At 44.2% G+C, this 16,504-nt stretch carries 16 protein-coding genes, 1 pseudogene and 1 riboswitch; of the genes and pseudogenes, 9 read left to right on the top strand and 8 right to left on the bottom strand.

Going from position 1 to position 16,504, the window contains the following annotated elements; translation table 11 throughout:
* Window positions 1–89: 89 nt before the first annotated feature.
* The gene (locus V1502_RS17690; protein WP_409251914.1) at window positions 90–380 is read left to right on the top strand and encodes a hypothetical protein; all 291 of its coding nucleotides are present in this window, start codon (window positions 90–92) and stop codon (window positions 378–380) included.
* Here the strand turns inward: V1502_RS17690 and pepF are convergent.
* Entirely contained in the window at window positions 371–2,182 is a 1,812-nt protein-coding gene (gene pepF / locus V1502_RS17685; protein WP_409251913.1) for an oligoendopeptidase F, read from the bottom strand. The two genes, V1502_RS17690 and pepF, sit on opposite strands and share 10 nt — an antisense overlap.
* 188 nt (window positions 2,183–2,370) lie before the next feature.
* Between pepF and V1502_RS17680 the strand changes: the two genes are divergently transcribed.
* From V1502_RS17680 to V1502_RS17660, 5 genes and pseudogenes are all read left to right on the top strand, one after another.
* Window positions 2,371–3,903: a BCCT family transporter gene (locus V1502_RS17680; protein WP_409251912.1), complete on the top strand. Its 1,533-nt coding sequence runs from the start codon at window positions 2,371–2,373 to the stop codon at window positions 3,901–3,903.
* A gap of 583 nt (window positions 3,904–4,486) precedes the next feature.
* Window positions 4,487–5,296 (top strand): zinc transporter ZupT, encoded by an 810-nt coding sequence (zupT, locus tag V1502_RS17675; RefSeq protein WP_409251911.1) that lies wholly within the window; start codon window positions 4,487–4,489, stop codon window positions 5,294–5,296.
* Window positions 5,297–5,510: 214 nt separating this feature from the next.
* A riboswitch (cyclic di-AMP (ydaO/yuaA leader) is annotated at window positions 5,511–5,642 on the top strand.
* Between the two features lie 541 nt (window positions 5,643–6,183).
* Window positions 6,184–6,840, top strand: coding sequence for a potassium channel family protein (locus V1502_RS17670; protein WP_409251910.1), 657 nt, complete (start codon window positions 6,184–6,186; stop codon window positions 6,838–6,840).
* Window positions 6,841–6,884: 44 nt separating this feature from the next.
* Window positions 6,885–7,202, top strand: a pseudogene (locus V1502_RS17665) (potassium transporter TrkG); the annotation flags it as partial.
* 250 nt (window positions 7,203–7,452) lie between these two features.
* Window positions 7,453–7,581, top strand: a complete 129-nt coding sequence (locus V1502_RS17660) for a YjcZ family sporulation protein (protein ID WP_409251909.1) — start codon at window positions 7,453–7,455, stop codon at window positions 7,579–7,581.
* 151 nt (window positions 7,582–7,732) lie between these two features.
* Here the strand turns inward: V1502_RS17660 and V1502_RS17655 are convergent, their stop codons facing one another.
* The 3 genes from V1502_RS17655 to V1502_RS17645 all read right to left on the bottom strand — a co-directional run bounded on the left by V1502_RS17655 (window position 7,733) and on the right by V1502_RS17645 (window position 8,473).
* Window positions 7,733–7,891, bottom strand: coding sequence for a hypothetical protein (locus tag V1502_RS17655; RefSeq protein WP_409251908.1), 159 nt, complete (start codon window positions 7,889–7,891; stop codon window positions 7,733–7,735).
* Window position 7,892: 1 nt separating this feature from the next.
* Window positions 7,893–8,045 (bottom strand): hypothetical protein, encoded by a 153-nt coding sequence (locus V1502_RS17650; protein WP_409251907.1) that lies wholly within the window; start codon window positions 8,043–8,045, stop codon window positions 7,893–7,895.
* Between the two features lie 110 nt (window positions 8,046–8,155).
* The gene (locus V1502_RS17645) at window positions 8,156–8,473 is read right to left on the bottom strand and encodes a thioredoxin family protein (protein WP_409251906.1); all 318 of its coding nucleotides are present in this window, start codon (window positions 8,471–8,473) and stop codon (window positions 8,156–8,158) included.
* A 240-nt stretch (window positions 8,474–8,713) separates the two neighbouring features.
* Here V1502_RS17645 and V1502_RS17640 point away from each other — a divergent pair, with 240 nt between their 5' ends.
* Complete coding sequence (locus tag V1502_RS17640) at window positions 8,714–9,094, top strand: hypothetical protein (RefSeq protein ID WP_409251905.1); 381 nt, start codon at window positions 8,714–8,716, stop codon at window positions 9,092–9,094.
* A 20-nt stretch (window positions 9,095–9,114) separates the two neighbouring features.
* On the opposite strand, the gene V1502_RS17635 is transcribed toward V1502_RS17640, so the two are convergent.
* From V1502_RS17635 to V1502_RS17620, 4 genes are all read right to left on the bottom strand, one after another.
* Window positions 9,115–10,206: a Ger(x)C family spore germination protein gene (locus V1502_RS17635; RefSeq protein WP_409251904.1), complete on the bottom strand. Its 1,092-nt coding sequence runs from the start codon at window positions 10,204–10,206 to the stop codon at window positions 9,115–9,117.
* Window positions 10,203–11,291, bottom strand: coding sequence for a GerAB/ArcD/ProY family transporter (locus tag V1502_RS17630; RefSeq protein WP_409251903.1), 1,089 nt, complete (start codon window positions 11,289–11,291; stop codon window positions 10,203–10,205). The genes V1502_RS17635 and V1502_RS17630 overlap by 4 nt, the downstream gene beginning before the upstream one ends.
* A 17-nt stretch (window positions 11,292–11,308) precedes the next feature.
* Window positions 11,309–12,814: a spore germination protein gene (locus tag V1502_RS17625; RefSeq protein WP_409251902.1), complete on the bottom strand. Its 1,506-nt coding sequence runs from the start codon at window positions 12,812–12,814 to the stop codon at window positions 11,309–11,311.
* A 335-nt stretch (window positions 12,815–13,149) separates the two neighbouring features.
* Entirely contained in the window at window positions 13,150–14,127 is a 978-nt protein-coding gene (locus V1502_RS17620) for an ABC transporter substrate-binding protein (RefSeq protein WP_409251901.1), read from the bottom strand.
* A 198-nt stretch (window positions 14,128–14,325) separates the two neighbouring features.
* On the opposite strand from V1502_RS17620, the gene V1502_RS17615 reads away from it, so the two are divergent.
* Together V1502_RS17615 and V1502_RS17610 are read left to right on the top strand one after the other, a co-directional pair.
* A complete protein-coding gene (locus V1502_RS17615; protein WP_409254384.1) occupies window positions 14,326–15,321 on the top strand; it encodes a FecCD family ABC transporter permease in 996 nt (331 codons plus the stop codon).
* Window positions 15,322–15,324: 3 nt separating this feature from the next.
* Window positions 15,325–16,380, top strand: coding sequence for a FecCD family ABC transporter permease (locus V1502_RS17610; protein ID WP_409251900.1), 1,056 nt, complete (start codon window positions 15,325–15,327; stop codon window positions 16,378–16,380).
* Window positions 16,381–16,504 lie beyond the last annotated feature (124 nt).

Here is a 16,504-nt window from a genome sequence, read left to right as displayed (position 1 = left end):
GGATGATAGAGCTAAGTTACTCTTTTTAAATTTCCCGTCCTCCACTCAAAGGTCAGAACCCCCGGCATAGCCGGGGGTATCAAACTAAAATGGAAGTAAAGGGTGGGCTGGCTGATAGAACAAGAGAAGTGGTTGATAAAGAAGCGAAACTGGTTGATAGACTCCACACACTGGTTGATAGAAGGGGAAAAGTGATTGATAGAACCGTAAAACCGGTTGATAGAGCTAAGTTACTCTTTTTAAAGTTCACTTCTCAACATAAAACCAGTCAATCCAACAAGTTGGCCGGTGGACCAGGCCCCCTCCCATCCCACTCCAACGTACACTTAAACCAAAACCCCCAGGCAATAGCCTGGGGGCAATCACAAACCTATTCATAACTCTCTTCCAGTTCGTCAATCAATGACCCGACATACGCAACGGCTTCACGGATGTTATCAGGATTCGACATGTCGACGCCGGCTTTTTTGATGAGTTCGAGCGGTTCCAGTGTTCCGCCTGCTTTCAGGACATCAAGCCAGCGGTCGACGGCTGGCTGGCCTTCTTCGATGATCCTTTTGGACACCAGGGTAGAGACGGTCAAGCCCGCTGAATAGGTGTAAGGATACAGCCCCATATAGTAGTGGGGCTGGCGCATCCAGGTGAGGCCGGCTCCTTCATCGATTTCAACGGTGTCTCCCCAGAATTTTTTCAGAATGTCGGCTTTTTGTTCCGACAGGACGCTGGCCGTCAATGGATTGCCGTCTTCAACCAAGTTGTAGACTCTGCGCTGCAATTCCCCTTCCAGCAAGTGTGTCACAAAGTTATGGAAATAGGTTCCGAGCAGCTGGAGGATGACCCAGCGTTTTGTCCGCTTGTCATTGTCTTTTGATAATAAGTGATGACCAAGCAGCATTTCGTTCATGGTGGATGGTGCTTCGATGAAATAACGGGAAGCACGAGTGTTGGTCATGCGCTGATTTTTGCCTGCCAGGTAGAAGTGGCCGGCATGTCCGAGCTCATGGGCAAGGGTGAAGGTCCCTCTCATTGTGTCCGGCCAAGTCATGAGTACATACGGGTGGGCACCATAAGGACTCGAACAAAAGGCACCTGTAGATTTCCCGACGTTGTCTGCATAATCAACCCATCTTTCTGACAGAGCCTTGTCAATCATCTCGTTATATTCGTCACCCATGACTCTCAGGGCTTCTTTTACCGTTTCCGCTCCTTCCTCATAGCTCGTTTCAATTTTAAAATCGGGATCAAGAGGTGCTTTTAAGTCAGCGAAGGTAAGCTTGTCAAGGCCGAGTTCCCGTTTCTTCAAGCGGGCGTATTTTCTCATATGCGGCGCCAGCTCTTCCTGTATGATGTCCAGCTGATTGTTGTACATCTCTTTTGTGACCTGCTGGGGTGCCAGAAGCATGTCTGTGACAGAGTCATAGCTTCTCAGCCGGGCAGTGATGACTTCCTGATTGACCTGAGTCGCGTAAGCAGCCGCAAATGCACTTTTATACTGCTGAAGCGTTTTAGTGAACGATTCATAAGATTTCCTTCGTATCTCAGCAGAAGGGGATGAACTGTATTTTCCCTCATAAAGGGCAAAAGACAGGGGAAGCTCATTTCCTTCCTCATCAATAAAAGAGTCGAATTGCATGTCCGAAAGTTTGCCGCGGTTGTAAATATTATATGGAGCAGAAAAGACCGACCCCAGAGCGGCGAGTGTTTGTTCGGTTTCCTCGCCAAGCGTGTGCGGCTTCCTGTCCTGTAAGTCATTAAGGTACTTTTTAAAAGAATTCAAAGCTTTTTCCTCATTAAGAAAAGTATCCAATGTCTCTTTTGGAAGAGCGATGATCTCCGTTTCCACGAACGCCAGGGTTGCGTTGATTCTTGAAGCCGCTTCCTCCGCCCGTGCTGCATCTTTCTGGCTGGTTGTGTCGTTATGGTCCACTGATTGTTTCAGTGCCGCATAGGAAGCCACAAGGTTAAAACGCTTGAGAAGTTCTTCTTTCGCCTCCAGGCACTGAAGCATGACAGAGCTGCTCTCATTTAGGCGGTTTTTGAAACGAGTAACTGATTCCACATCATCCTGTACGGCCTGCAGTTCTTTTCTCCAATCTTCTCGAGAAGGGAAAATGTCACTTAAATCCCATGTTTGTTTTTCAGGTACATCTTCACGTTTAATGCGGTTATGTTGGTTTCCCATATTACAGCCTCCCAGCATTATATTTTTCGCCTTCTTTTTGGTTTATACCACATCTCTTCCGGGGTATTCATAAGGGGTAAAAGGCAAAGAATTAGAAAATTATACTAAAATATGTTTATAATTATATTAGTTCGAATTATGAAATAATTTCGTCAAGTATCAGCGTAACACAGAAAGGAATTAAAAACATGAATTTCAGTCAGATTAAGAACCCCGTTTTTATCGTCTCTGCCATTGTTGTTTTCCTGCTGGTCATAGTTGGGGCAGTGGTTCCAGCTAAATTTGGAAGTGCAGCAGAGACACTCTTTTTATTTACTACCACCAACTTTGGATGGTTCTACCTCATTTCGGTATTCATCTTTTCGGTTTTCCTCCTAATCATTGCAATCAGCAAATACGGAAAGATCCGTCTTGGACCACAAGACTCCCGGCCGGAATATCCATTCTTTACTTGGGTAGGAATGCTTTTCTCTGCCGGTTTTGGAGCAGGTCTTGTATTCTGGGGTGTCGCGGAACCGATGAGCCACTTCTTTACACCCCCGTTCCAGGCAATGGAGCCGCTGACGGAAGAGACAGCACGGGTGGCAACAGGCTATGCCTTTTTTCACTGGGGAATCAGTCAATGGTCCGTTTTCACGTTGGTAGGCCTTATGATTGGCTTCCTGCAATTCAGAAAAGGAAAAAACGGTTTGATTTCCACTGCGGTTGAATCGGTAACCTCCAAGAGAAAAGGAGTAAAGAATACAATTGACTCTTTTGCCGTCATTGCAACGGTGATGGGAATTGCCACTTCGCTCGGTTTGGGCGTCCTTCAAATGAATGGAGGTTTGAAGGCAGTATTTGACCTTCCGAATTCAGTCGGTATTCAAGTGCTGATTATGGGAGTACTCCTCATTATCTATCTGCTTTCCTCGAGTACTGGACTGAACAGAGGAATCAAATGGCTTAGTAACTTGAACCTTGGTTTGTGCCTGGTGCTGCTAATCTTTGTCTTTTTTGCCGGTCCGACCGTCTTTATTTTAAATTCGTTCACACTCGGTTTGGGTGATTACCTGAATCACTTTGTGGAATACAGCTTAAGGCTGACACCTTATAAAGGAGGTACATGGGTCAGGGATTGGACAATCTTTTACTGGGCTTGGGCGATCGCCTGGTCTCCATTCGTAGGTGCTTTCGTTGCCCGAGTATCGAAAGGGAGAACAATCAGGGAGTTTATCATGGGTGTTCTGGTGATTCCCCCATTGATTGCCTGCCTGTGGATTGCCGTATTTGGTGGAACGGCCCTTTACAGCGACCTCAACAACGGGACTGCCATTGCACAGGCTGTGAATAATGATGTAACAGTGGCATTGTTTGAAACCTATGCTCACTTGCCGTTTACGGAAATGCTGTCTATTCTGTCCATCTTGTTGATTTTTACGTTTCTGGTCACTTCAGCTGATTCTGCTACATATATATTGGCGAGTATGACCACTGGAGGAAGCCTGACTCCATCTACCCTGGTAAAAATCATTTGGGGTGTGCTGATGGCCACCATAGCTGCTGTTTTGCTATTGGCAGGCGGGCTGGGTGCCTTGCAGACAGCTTCCCTTATCTCGGCTCTTCCATTTACCGTCATCATCTTCATAATCATGTATGCCTTTGTGAAGATGATAAGGAAGGAGCCGCTCCCGGTTCGAGATCCGAATCGTTTTAAACCGCGAAAACAGGATAAAGGTTAATTATGAGGCTGAATCATCTCAGGATGATTCAGTCTTTTTGTGGCTCTTTTCTCTAAACCTTGTTGCTATTTATTAAGTATCAGATATGGCCAGAAGTCATAGAAATTTTTTTGGTCAGCAAGAAAGAAAAGAGCTATTCCTCCTTTTCTGAGAGGAAAGCCCTTATACCCAAGTGAACAATCCGGCCCTTTTTTCGATAGCAACTATCTATACGAAAACAGCTTTTTAAAAGAAAAATGTCACAAACAATGCCCGAGGTTTATATAATGTTGGCACAGGGAAACTTATGTGTTCATATGAAAACTGGTAATTAGGTAAGGTTAGTCTGCAGATTAGCAGGGTTAGCACATCTTTCATAGAATGAATGAAAAAGATTGACTGCTAATTTGCGTGTGGAGTAAAATGTTTGCCAAGGGAAACTTATGTTTTTAAGTGTTCAACAAGTAACGTCTGTGTGGTTACACTGTTTTTCCTTCCTGAAGACAGCGTATGAATAAGAACCAAATGTAAACCATATACAACAATAAATATTGAACGGGGAAAATAACAGCAGTGAAATTTACAGGAAAAGAGGAGAATTGGTATGGATGGAAATCTACTGCTTGCCTTTAGTTTGACATTGATGGCAGGGCTTGCGACCGGAATTGGAAGTATTCTCGCTTTCTTTACATCTTCAACCAATACCCGTTTTTTGTCGGTAACGCTAGGATTTTCTGCGGGTGTTATGATCTATGTATCCATGGTTGAAATCTTTGTAAAGGCCAAAGATGCCCTAACTGGTTCCCTTGGGTGGGAGGTCGGAAACTGGATAACGGTTATAAGCTTTTTTGCAGGGATGCTGTTGATCGCCTTGATCGATAAGCTGATTCCAAAGCAGGGAAATCCCCATGAATTGAAAAAGGTGGAGGAAATGAACACTCCGCGACAAGGCTTGGGAGATCCAGCTTTACTGAAGATGGGAACCTTCACAGCCCTTGCCATTGCGATTCATAACTTTCCTGAAGGAATTGCGACATTTACGTCTGCATTACAGGATCCAGGACTCGGTATAGCCATTGCCGTTGCCATTGCGATTCATAATATTCCGGAGGGGATTGCGGTAGCCGTACCAATATACTTTGCTACGGGGAATAAAAAGAAAGCATTCAAATTATCATTCTTATCAGGTTTATCAGAACCAATCGGGGCATTGGTAGCCTACTTGATTTTAATGCCATTCCTGAATGATGTAATGTTTGGTGTCATTTTTGCTGCAGTCGCAGGGATCATGGTGTTTATCTCGCTTGACGAACTTCTCCCAGCCGCAAAGAAATATGACGAAACTCATTTGCCTATATACGGATTGATTGCCGGAATGGCGGTTATGGCATTGAGCTTGCTGTTATTTATATAATATAAATGTGACCCCGGGTGAAAGGCACCCGGATTTTTTTCGTTCTTCTTCCAAAAGAAGAGTGTGCCACTGACGGACTCTGCTGCTGAGGTACACTGTCCTGAAGACGGTCTCTCAGCTGAGAAAACAGCATCGGCTCTCCATATAAAGCTCATTTTTATTTATAACAAACTTCTTTACAAACAGAAAACGGAGGAGTAAGATATCTCTCGTAATAGAATAATCGCTGAATCAAATTGAGCGGGGGAACCAATCTTTTGGGGTGAATCCTTTATATATAAAGGTAGGGTTAACTTTCAAGACCCGAATCCGACAGCTAACCTCGTAAGCGTTGTGAAGGAGATTTAACTTGTGTTCATGACCACAGGCTTATTTCCTGGTGGTCTTTTTGTTTCGCTGTTTTCGTATATATTGTTGCTCTCGGAAAAATCCAAAGAGCCGGATTTTTCCCTTGGAGACAAGGGCTTTTTTCTCTGAAAGAGGTGAATTAGCTCTTTTCTTACTTGTTTATCAGGCTATTCCTGGTTAATTAAGTGGATTTTTTAAAATTTGTATTAAATAGAAACAATGTTTACGAAAAGAGCCTTTTGTTTTGATCATTTGCGACATCTCTGGCCTTTGAAGCAAAAAGGCCGTTTTCGTATAAATTGTTGCTCTCGGAAAAATCCGGAAGGCCGGATTTTTCCCTCGATGACAAAGGCTTATCTTGCTAAACAAGGTGATTAGCTCTTTTCATTCCGGATAATTTCTGTGAATTATCACGATATCTCATGAACTTAATAGTAATTAGCAGCAAAGGTTTAGAAAAGAGTCAACAAAAAAGAACTTAATGAAAACAAACTGCAGAGGTTATTCTAATTAACATCAGGTCATTGGAGGAGTCATTCATGAAAAAACAATTTGCAGTAATCGGACTGGGGCGGTTCGGCGGAAACCTTGTCCGGGAACTAAGTGAGCTTGGTGCAGATGTGCTGGCGATAGACAATAATGAAGAAGTAGTGGAGAAGTATCGTGATGTTGCTGAACATGCTGTCCGCGCGAATGCCATGGATGAAAATGTGATAAAGGAGCTTGGGCTGAGAAATTTCGATCATGTCATTGTCTCCTTCGGTGAAAATATTGAGGCGAGCATTTTGACTACGCTCCTGCTGAAAGATCTTGGCGTCAAAGAAGTATGGGTAAAGGCATCAAGCACCTATCATCAGAAAGTACTTGATAAAATTGGGGCAGACAAGGTGATTCATCCTGAAAGGGATATGGCAAGAAGGATCGCCCATCACATCACTTCTGAAAAAGTCATTGATTTCATTGAGCTTTCAAAAGAGCATAGTATCGTCGAGCTTGTTGCGTCAAATAAAGTAGCGAATAAGACATTGATTGATCTGGATGTGCGTGCCCGTTATGGATGCAATATCATCGCCATTCAACGCGGAGATGATATTATCGTTTCTCCGCCGGCCGATGAGCTGATACAAAAAGACGATTTATTAATTGTGATAGGAGATAACCGGGACCTTAATCGTTTTGAAAAAGAAGGTATTTGACAAGGAGAAAAAGGCGTTCCATTCAGCTTAGTCCGCCTCAATTACTGCTGGTTAATTTTATTCTTCATGGTTGTTGGAAAGTATGATTGAAACTGCCTTTAGCTTCTGAGTACCTGTTTCGTGGATTGACGCATTGTTTACGGCGAATTCAGCCATGACTGTGACCGGATTGGTTGTGGTGGATACAGGTAAGGTGTTTACGACCTTTGGGGAAGTGGTCGTTATGGGTCTCATTTTAGGTCGGGGGACTTGGGATCCTGTCGTTCGCTGTACTGATTTATTTGATGCTCGGAAAAAGAATCGGTTTCAGGGAACGGTGGGTCATTCAGCAGTCGCTTAACCAAACATCCGTCGATGGGATTGACGTTTAATCTGAATGGCTTAGGGAAGTGCATCCTGATCTTTGTCATGTTCGTCGGGAAGCTGGGTCCGCTCACGCTCGCCTTTTCGCCGGCCAAAGCGGGATCAGCAAAGATCAGCCATCCCAAAGAAGACCTTTTAACAGGCTAATGCTTTGTAATTGGGCTAGGTTAGCCTAATCATTTTTTACAGAGATTCATAGGATGTTATTGAGTGATGAAAGCTCAATAATCATTCTGGAGGTGTCTGATTATGCCATACGGATACGGATATGGATGTGGCTACGGCTATGGCGGTGGCTATGGTTACGGCGGCGGTTTCGCGCTAATCGTTGTATTGTTTATTTTGTTGATTATTGTTGGAGCGGCGTTTGTATACTAAGTTCAGCGCAAAGACACTTAAATAAAATGTATAAAGGAGCTTCCCAAATGGGAATCTCCTTTTTCATTATGAGCATTGCTTTAACGCTTTAACGCACGAAGAGGGACTGTCCCTTTTGCTGCTTTAAAGGAGTTAAGCGCACATCTGTCTCTTACTCATCATCTCCGCTTATGCGGATGGCGGGTGTGTTGTTATTGACGTAGGCAGGGACAACTTCTTCCTGGATGTTGTCTTTGTCTTCGTAGAAAGCGTCCTGGATTTTCATATTGGCTCTTGTTGTTTCTTCATCGATCTGTACTTTTCTTTTCATATTAATCTCTATCCGTTTTATCGTTTTGGTCTTTATTATGTTTGTTGCCTTTGCTGTTGTCACCTGCAGCAATTTCTCTGGAGAACTCAGCTTGATTATGCCCTGCATGAGGGGAGTTTTGATTCTTGCTTCCTTTGTTATATTTCTTTGTCATGCTCAGCACCTCTTTTAGAATTAGTGAATACAGACATAGTTTGCGCTTCCCTGATGAGTTTATTCCCGCTAACAGAAAGAGCAGCCTCCCATGGAGACTGCTCTTCTGTATTATTTATTATTTTGGAGAAATTCCCTTACCTGGTCAGGTGTTTTGGCATTGGCACTATGCAGGTGTCCCGTCTTTTCGCCGTCTTTAAAAATCAGCAGGCTTGGAATCCCCATGACATCATAGCGGTCTGCAATTTCAGGAAGTTCGTCCTTGTTTAATTCATACCACTTAAATTGATCATATTCTTCAATGATTTCATCAATGAACATATTCATTCTCGTACAGTCAGGGCACCAGTCAGCAAAGAATTTGATGATGACCGGGTCAGCCTGAGAAATAAGCTCCTGGAATGTTTCTTGATTTTGAATGGATTGCATCTTATTGACCTCCTCTATTTATTCAATTGTATTTGATTTGAGGACTTTTCGTAAACTTTGTTGCCTGCTGGTACACACAGCACGTTTGACGCCGGGCAGGTAGGTTGATTGGAATACACCTCAGGCTCGGCAATAAGACTCCAGCTGTCTGCTGACTCTCTTGCAAAATGTTTTGTTCAGGACATATTGATTTGCCTTTTTCATGTATACTAAAAAGTACAAATATCGAGGAGGAATACTATGTATCAATCCCGTGTCCTTGAGCAGCAGGAACTAATAAATAAATTAGTCTCTGAAGTCGCCCAAAGCGTCTTTCAGAAGCATCCCGAACTTGTTGAGAAATATGGAGAAAAGGGAAGGTTCCAGACAACGGCTGATCTACAAAAGCACTTTCATTATCTGCAGACAGCCTTTCGTCTTCAGGCGCCGGAAATCTTTATTGATCATGTCAAATGGCTGTCCAATGTCCTCTCTTCCAGAAACATAGATATCCTATTTGTAATAACAGGCCTCACCTTCATGAAAGAGAGGATCAAGGAAATGCCTGCTGAAAAGGAAACTTTCTACCGCAGTTGTCTCACCGAAGCGATTCAATGGCTGGATGAGCGCCGTCCTTCCTAGTTAAGAAGGACGGAATCCTTTTATTCAACTGTTCCAGATTCCATGATCTTCACTTGTGCTTTGACATTGATCTTGGCATCCGGATATTGTTCGGTTTCCCACTTTTTAAAGTCCATTTTTCGGACCCCGTGTTTCATGCGCTGTCCAAAACCCATAGGGTCTATTCCATCCTTCTGAAATTTCTTTAGCATATTTAGGCAGCGCTCTTCAATATCCTTCTCCATTGCCTCCTCTATTTGTTGAACTTTCGGAGGTGAAAGCTTTTTCCCTGTAAATTCTTTAATAATTCCTGTTAGATCGATCGTCACATTGATCTCCACAGGGGTTGCCTTTTCTTTGATATCAATTTTATGCTTTGAGCGTAAACTGGTCACAGATGCTTCAACATTTTCCCTAAGCCCTGAAGAACCTTCAGAAAGCTTTACCACTTGGTTGCCTTCACTGTACTTGTCAGCCAAAAGTTTAAAGTAAAACATATTTTTTTTGCCGATTCGGTCAATCATTTTATCATCTTTAAATAGAGCGATACCACTTATACCGAGGCTTTTGTCTTTGGTCGTTTCAATAATGGGTAAATAAGGGGTCTGTCCTTCTTGATAAAAAGTGAACAGAAATAAGTGTAAATTGGAAATCGCTAAATCCCCGCGTTTCATATTGTGGTCAATGAGTTTGGAAATATAGTCTGAAGTCCCTTTGATCCCATAGTCCCCTTTCAAAATTTCTTCCGCTGTACTGTCGCTGATAAGGAGTAATACCCTCGCTCCGACGCTGGCATCCCGCTGGAGTGAATCGGCAATATGGAGCATTCCTTTCTTTGCCATTTCTTCAGAAATAATGACATTTTCCAAACTGCCGCGCACGAGAGGCATCTCTGACTTTTTTTCTAAAATATTCAGCACTTCCCGAGTCGACTCTGCTTCTGCTGTTAACGTTACATTCTCAATTTTTTTATCAGCCATATACCTTGGATATAGTGCGGTGCCTCTGATCAATTTTTCTCCCGCGACATCGTACCCTTTCGCTGTTTCGATATTCAGGTCATCAAGGATTTCCGCTTGAACGCAACCGGACAATAGGACGATAAGGAGGGAATAGACTATTATCTTCTTCATTTTTTCTTTCTCACCTTCTTCATCAAAAATATCATGAATAGAAGAAAAGGAATGAATCCAAAGTTGAGGTAAAATCCGACTTTACTCGTTATATCATTTAACGTGTTGATATGATTCCGTTCCTCAAGGAGGCTGATTGCGAACACGCAAAGTGCTGACAAGAATATCAACGTTTTTCTTTGGTTCCATTTAAACGATCTTTTGGCGATCCTGCTTGCACACCATAAAGAAATACAGACGTTGGGAAGGATGATCAGACACCAGTTGGCAATGCCGATATACTCAAACCTTTCCACAAAGGGCATTTCAACAATCTTCCACATGGACAGGGTGGCCCATACTGTCTTCTCGAGCTGACCTTCACTGAAGAAGGCAAAACTCACGAGTGTCAATGCAGTAAAGATTGTGGTTGTTAGAAGGAGCCCGGCGTGAGCCCATTTTTTCGATTTATCTCCCTGGCTGATGTAAGGGTAAAAAATGAGCAGTGTTTCATAACCAAGGAAACTAAGGGTCATATCCCGAGTGGACTTCAGCAGGTCTATCACTGTATGATCCCACACAGGGAGAAGATTTCTGAAATCAGCAAAGGGGAATGTAAACCCAAAGGTAAGGACCAGGTAAGCGGGAAGTACAGTACCGAAGAAGGCTACACCTGCCACTGTGCGCAGCCCTCCATTGACAACATAGATAACGAGCAAAAAGAATAGAACGGCAAAGAGCAAGGGAGAGATCCTCGGGTACATCCACACTTGAATAACCTCAATATAAGTCCTCGCCACAGTGACGGCAATAAGGCAGAAATACAGAAGGTAAACAGTATCAAAGAATTTACCGAACCATTTACCGAACGCTGTTTTGTTGGCTTCAATCAAGTCCCCGCCGCCGGTCTGCACAACTTTAAAAATGATAAATACAATGATATTCGTAAGGAGACCGGCGATGATTACGGCCATCCACGCATCATAACCGGCACTTTTGGCAATCACCCTTTGATATCCGAGCACCCCTACCCCCACTTGGATGGAATGAATAAGGAAAAGGATGATGAAAGGTGAAATTTGTCTATTCTTAGGAACTGGCTTCATAGCAAAACCTCCGCCATCTATTCGTCGATATCAAGCTTCTTCTGCCCTTCTGTCGGATTGAATCTGCGCGGCTTTTTTGTGCGCATAAATTCAGGCCGCTTGCTCTGAGCGTGGAAAGGGAAGCGTATGATTGCGTCCTTCAGGTCGTACAGCCTTGGTGGGTATAATGGCTCCAAGAATGGTCTTCCCAGTGATGTTAAGCGGATAAGGTGGGTCATCAGGATACAAAAGCAGAATACGATGCCCAGTAAGCCCCACAGCTGGGCAAACAACATGAAAGGAAAACGCAGGATCCGGATGGTGTTACCCATTTTATAAACCGGGGTCGTAAAGGAAGCCAGTGCTGCCAAGGCCACCAATATCAATAGGACGTTACTAGTCAATCCAGCTTCAACCGATGCTGTCCCAATAACAATACCGCCCACGATACCGATCGTCTGGCCGACCTTGGTCGGCAGACGGGCTCCTGCTTCCCGGAGGAGCTCGATCGTCAGCTCAAGGAACAGCGCTTCCAGTATAGGGGGAAGCGGAATTTCCTGGCGGGAGGTGATCAGGGTCGCCATCAGGTCTTTCGGAATCAGTTCATAATGATAAGTCAGTGCCGCTACATAAATCGGTGTAATCAGGATGGAGAAGGCAACCGCAAACACCCGCACCAGCCTGAAGAAGGAAGCGACTATATAGTTTAAAAAATAATCTTCATACGCGCTGAAAAACTCCACTAATGTAGTGGGACCCAGAAGGGCGTGGGGAGAACCATCGGCCAGGACAACCACTTTGCCTTCAACCAGAACGGAAGCTGCCCTGTCAGGCCGTTCTGTATCCAGAAGCTGAGGGAAGGGAGAATTGGCGTTATCCGCCACCATCTGCTCGATAAAAGAACTGTCATTGATCTGGTCGAAGTCGAGTGCTTTCAGGCGCTGTCTCATTGTCTGCACATTATCCTGGTCGGCCAGTCCATCGATATACAGCAAACATGTTTTTGTATGTGTTACCCTTCCAATGACAAAGTCTTCAATAATCAATTCCTTAACAGGGATCCTCTTACGAAGCATGTTCAAATTCTGGTCTATGGATTCCACAAAAGCTTCCTTCGGTCCGACAACACTGAATTCGACTTCAGGCTGCGATACTTGCCTGACGACTTCTTTTTGAGCGGCAATAAAAGCAAATCTAGCTTTTTGGTCTTCGGTTTTTAACAAGACGTACCCATTCATAAGCTTTTGTTCGATTTGGCTTTCATCATCGGACAACTGGATATCGATCACGGGAGCAAGCTTTTTTACATCATCCAGCGTTTCAAAATGCTTTCCGAGCAGGGAGGGGAGGACATCTTTTTGCAGTATGTCTTCATCCACCAGTGTTGAAAGAAAGTTCAAACCAAAACGGAGATTAGTATGCTGATTGTAGTAAAAGATCTCTTTATAATCGGTTGACTTTCTTGCAAGTTTCTCGAAAGATTCCTGCGTTTTTTTCTTTTTATTCTTATTGATGCCTTTTTTTCGGCTGAATATAGAAAACATTGGATTCACCACTTTTATAATTACTCTTATGGTAGTGTTTCCTGTTTTCGGGGTTTTATGAAAAAAGTGGGGAAAGCGGGGAAGCGAGAATACAAGCATAGAAAAAGGCTGTATTCGTATAGATTGTTGCTTGGGGAAAATCCAAAGTGCTGGATTTTTCCCTCGGGTACAAGGGCTTGTCTAACTGAAAAGGGTAATTAGCTCTTTTCTTTCTTGCTTACCAGGATAATTTCCAGGAATTTATGGGTATATTTCTTAACTTCCTATTGAATAGCAACAAAGTTTTAGAAAAGAGGCTACAAAAAAAGCCTGCCAGGGTGGCAGACTTTTAACGATTATTGTTCTAAAAAGTACTTTTCAATATCATCAAGCATCAAGTTCGCAGCGATAACTCCGCCGGCAGTATTCCAGACAGGATCACTAACTTCATGAACATTGCCTGCTTGAGCAACATCAAGTTTTTGGAATAATGGATCATTCACCCATTCTTCAGCAACTTTATTTGCTTCCCCGTCTCCAGTCTCATAAGCGAAGTAGAACAGGATATCCCCATCCATCGCAGGGATGCGTTCTTTGGTCACACCTTTTTCTGCAAAGTCATCGACGTCCTGGCCTTCAGGGCGCGCAAATCCTAATTGATCAAGGATGACACCGGAGAAGGAATCTTTGTGGTAGATCCGTACATCTGTAGGCATAAAGCGTACCATAGACACTTCCATGTCCAATTTGTCGCCAAGTTCGGCTTTCAGGTCTTCGATGCGGTGGTCGTACTCAGCGATCACTTCCTGTCCTTTTTCTTCTTTATTAAGAGCCTTTGAATAAAGCTCGAAATTTTCTTTCCAGTTACCGCGAAGTGTTTCTGCAAAGACAGTCGGTGCAATTGCTTTCAACTTGTCATACTGTTCTTCCTGGCGCATTTTATTACCGATGATCAAATCAGGCTGCAGTTTAGCGATGGCCTCGATGTTTAATTCACTTTCAGTTCCAACTACTTCCACATCTGTCATATCATCAGCAATATGCTCATACCATGGGTCACCGATCCATGATTGAACGGCCCCAACCGGTTTAACTCCCATTGCAAGCAGTGCTTCAGTACCTTCATTGGTTAAGATCACAACACGCTCTGGATCCCCTTCAATTTCTGTCGTTCCCATCGCATGCTCTACAGTATAGCTCGTTTCTTCTGCTGCGTTTTCATCTCCCTCGTTAGATGAATCTCCTTCACTGTTGGAGTTATTCGTTCCACAAGCTGCAAGAACTAAAATGGAAGCAAGGATGAATAAGGATAGTAAATAACGCTTTGTACTCATATGTAAAATTCCTCCTGTTTAGTTGATAATGATTTTCATTTACCCATGCACTATATTAGAAGATAGCGATTGCAAAGTCAATGATTAATTGATAATGATTTTCATAGTCATTGACTCAAATTCTAATATTCTCTAAAATGGGAAGAGGAGTAAGCGTTAATATCAGAATAATTAATTCGATGGTTTAACAGAAGGGTTATATATATGAGAAGATCCGGCATTCAGGCTTTGACTCTAATAACAGCATTATTGATATTTATTGTGTTTATCGGCATAAGTATTGTGTATGGATACACGGATACTACCTGGAAGATGGCCTACCAGGCATTTACAAACGGAAATGATTCGACAGAGCATCTTGTCATCCAGACGGTCCGGCTGCCGCGTGCCCTCATTGCTGCTGCAGTAGGGGCATCGCTCGCCATTGCAGGTGTATTGATGCAGACATTGACGAAGAATCCACTGGCATCGCCGGGAATATTCGGAGTCAATGCGGGTGCAGGATTCATGGTGGTCATCGCTGTCACCCTCTTTGGAGTATCCAGCCTGCAAAGCTTTACGTGGCTTTCATTCCTGGGAGCAGGAGTGGCAGCTGTTTCGGTTTATATGATTGGATCGGCAGGGCGGGAAGGCTTGACCCCAATGAAGCTCACTTTAGCTGGGGCTGCCATCACGGCATTATTTTCATCCTTTACCCAGGGGTTGCTCGTCTTGAACGAAGCGGCATTGGAACAGGTCCTTTTTTGGCTCGCCGGTTCCGTGCAGGGAAGGAGCCTGGGCATTCTATATGGGGTTTTTCCTTACCTTCTTGCCGGCTGGATCCTGTCCCTTCTTATTGGGAATAAATTAAATGTCTTGGCCATGGGTGAAGATGTAGCGAGAGGCCTGGGGCTGAAAACTGGGCTGATAAAATTTGTGTCGCTGATCATCGTCGTCCTTTTGGCAGGTGGATCGGTAGCCGTTGCAGGTCCGATTGGTTTTATTGGAATTGTCGTACCCCATATCGCCAGAAAAGTCATTGGCTCCGACCACCGGTGGCTGCTGCCTTTTGCCGGTTTGACAGGAGGAATCCTGCTTCTTGCTGCTGATATCGGAGCCAGGTATATCATTATGCCGCAAGAAGTGCCTGTTGGTGTCATGACGGCCGCTATAGGTGTCCCCTTTTTCATTTATATTGCACGAAAGGGGGTTTAGCGGATGAAACAATATATAGCCAAACGTTTTTTTAAAGAGAAGCTCTCATTCCTTATAGATTTGTCAGCAGTTAAAAAGATTTTTATCTATTTTGCGGTTACTACACTTCTTTTCATTGTAAGTACTGGATTGGGCGACATGAACATCAAGCCCTGGACTGTGTTGGGTGTATTCTTCGGAGGCGGAACGGATCTTGAACAGCTTGTAGTGAAATCGTTCAGGCTGCCGAGAATCATCATCGCCCTTCTCGCCGGCATGTCGCTCGCTATTGCGGGTGCCCTTTTGCAGGGAATGGTGCGAAATCCGCTGGCTTCTCCGGATATCATTGGGATAACGGGTGGTGCCGGAGCGGCAGTGGTTGGATTCCTCGCTTTTTTCAGTGATGAAAATAACGCCCTGACTGTGAGCATTCAATGGCTTCCGCTTGCAGCCTTTGCGGGAGCTGCCGTCGTAGCATTCCTGGTTTATTTTCTTGCCTGGAAGAACGGTGTATCCCCGGTCCGTCTGGTGCTGATCGGGATCGGGATTTCAGCACTCATGCAGGCTGTCACGACAATGCTGATGATTCTGGGGCCGATATTCAGGGCAAGCCAAGCGAATATATGGATCACAGGCACGGTCAATGCATCGAACTGGAAAGATGTCTATATCCTGTTCCCCTGGACGGTGATCCTGATATTGATCGCCTTTGTCCTGGCGAGGAACGTGAATATTCAAGAACTTGGTGAAGAAATAGCGACTGGAGTAGGCAGCCACATTCAAAGGCAGCGGATTATTTTGCTGGCTTTGGCAACTGCTTTAGTGGGCGGTGCGGTCGCTTTTGCAGGAGGAATCGGGTTTGTAGGCCTGATGGCGCCTCATATGGCCCGCCGTCTTGTCGGTTCATCCTTTGGGGCACTGCTTCCAATGGCGGCACTGCTTGGCGGAACGCTCGTCATGGTAGCTGATTTGATCGGCCGGACACTGTTCCTGCCGCTGGAAGTGCCGGCGGGTGTGTTCACAGCAGCTATTGGTGCCCCGTATTTCATCTATTTACTATTTAAGACAAAAAGTGCTTAGACATATTTTAAAACGCTATTTTAGTATAGATTGTTGCTATCGGAAAAATCCAAAGGGCCCGGATTTTTCCCTCGGGTACAAGGGCTTATCTAACTGAACAGGAAGAATTGCTCTTTTCTTTCTT

The sequence above is a fragment of the Rossellomorea sedimentorum genome (assembly GCF_046237645.1).
GTDB classification, from domain to species: domain Bacteria; phylum Bacillota; class Bacilli; order Bacillales; family Bacillaceae_B; genus Rossellomorea; species Rossellomorea sedimentorum.
This window is presented reverse-complemented; position numbering and strand designations above follow the sequence as displayed.

Excerpts from the sequence above, each read along its gene's own strand:
- V1502_RS17625 (WP_409251902.1), bottom strand. The coding sequence starts at position 12,814 with ATGTTTTCTATATTCAGCCGAAAAAAAGGCATCAATAAGAATAAAAAG.
- V1502_RS17645 (WP_409251906.1), bottom strand. The coding sequence starts at position 8,473 with ATGCAATCCATTCAAAATCAAGAAACATTCCAGGAGCTTATTTCTCAG.
- V1502_RS17635 (WP_409251904.1), bottom strand. The coding sequence starts at position 10,206 with ATGAAGAAGATAATAGTCTATTCCCTCCTTATCGTCCTATTGTCCGGT.
- zupT (WP_409251911.1), top strand. The coding sequence starts at position 4,487 with ATGGATGGAAATCTACTGCTTGCCTTTAGTTTGACATTGATGGCAGGG.
- V1502_RS17660 (WP_409251909.1), top strand. The coding sequence starts at position 7,453 with ATGCCATACGGATACGGATATGGATGTGGCTACGGCTATGGCGGTGGC.
- V1502_RS17620 (WP_409251901.1), bottom strand. The coding sequence starts at position 14,127 with ATGAGTACAAAGCGTTATTTACTATCCTTATTCATCCTTGCTTCCATT.
- V1502_RS17670 (WP_409251910.1), top strand. The coding sequence starts at position 6,184 with ATGAAAAAACAATTTGCAGTAATCGGACTGGGGCGGTTCGGCGGAAAC.
- V1502_RS17630 (WP_409251903.1), bottom strand. The coding sequence starts at position 11,291 with ATGAAGCCAGTTCCTAAGAATAGACAAATTTCACCTTTCATCATCCTT.
- V1502_RS17680 (WP_409251912.1), top strand. The coding sequence starts at position 2,371 with ATGAATTTCAGTCAGATTAAGAACCCCGTTTTTATCGTCTCTGCCATT.
- V1502_RS17690 (WP_409251914.1), top strand. The coding sequence starts at position 90 with ATGGAAGTAAAGGGTGGGCTGGCTGATAGAACAAGAGAAGTGGTTGAT.
- pepF (WP_409251913.1), bottom strand. The coding sequence starts at position 2,182 with ATGGGAAACCAACATAACCGCATTAAACGTGAAGATGTACCTGAAAAA.
- V1502_RS17655 (WP_409251908.1), bottom strand. The coding sequence starts at position 7,891 with ATGAAAAGAAAAGTACAGATCGATGAAGAAACAACAAGAGCCAATATG.
- V1502_RS17610 (WP_409251900.1), top strand. The coding sequence starts at position 15,325 with ATGAAACAATATATAGCCAAACGTTTTTTTAAAGAGAAGCTCTCATTC.
- V1502_RS17640 (WP_409251905.1), top strand. The coding sequence starts at position 8,714 with ATGTATCAATCCCGTGTCCTTGAGCAGCAGGAACTAATAAATAAATTA.
- V1502_RS17650 (WP_409251907.1), bottom strand. The coding sequence starts at position 8,045 with ATGACAAAGAAATATAACAAAGGAAGCAAGAATCAAAACTCCCCTCAT.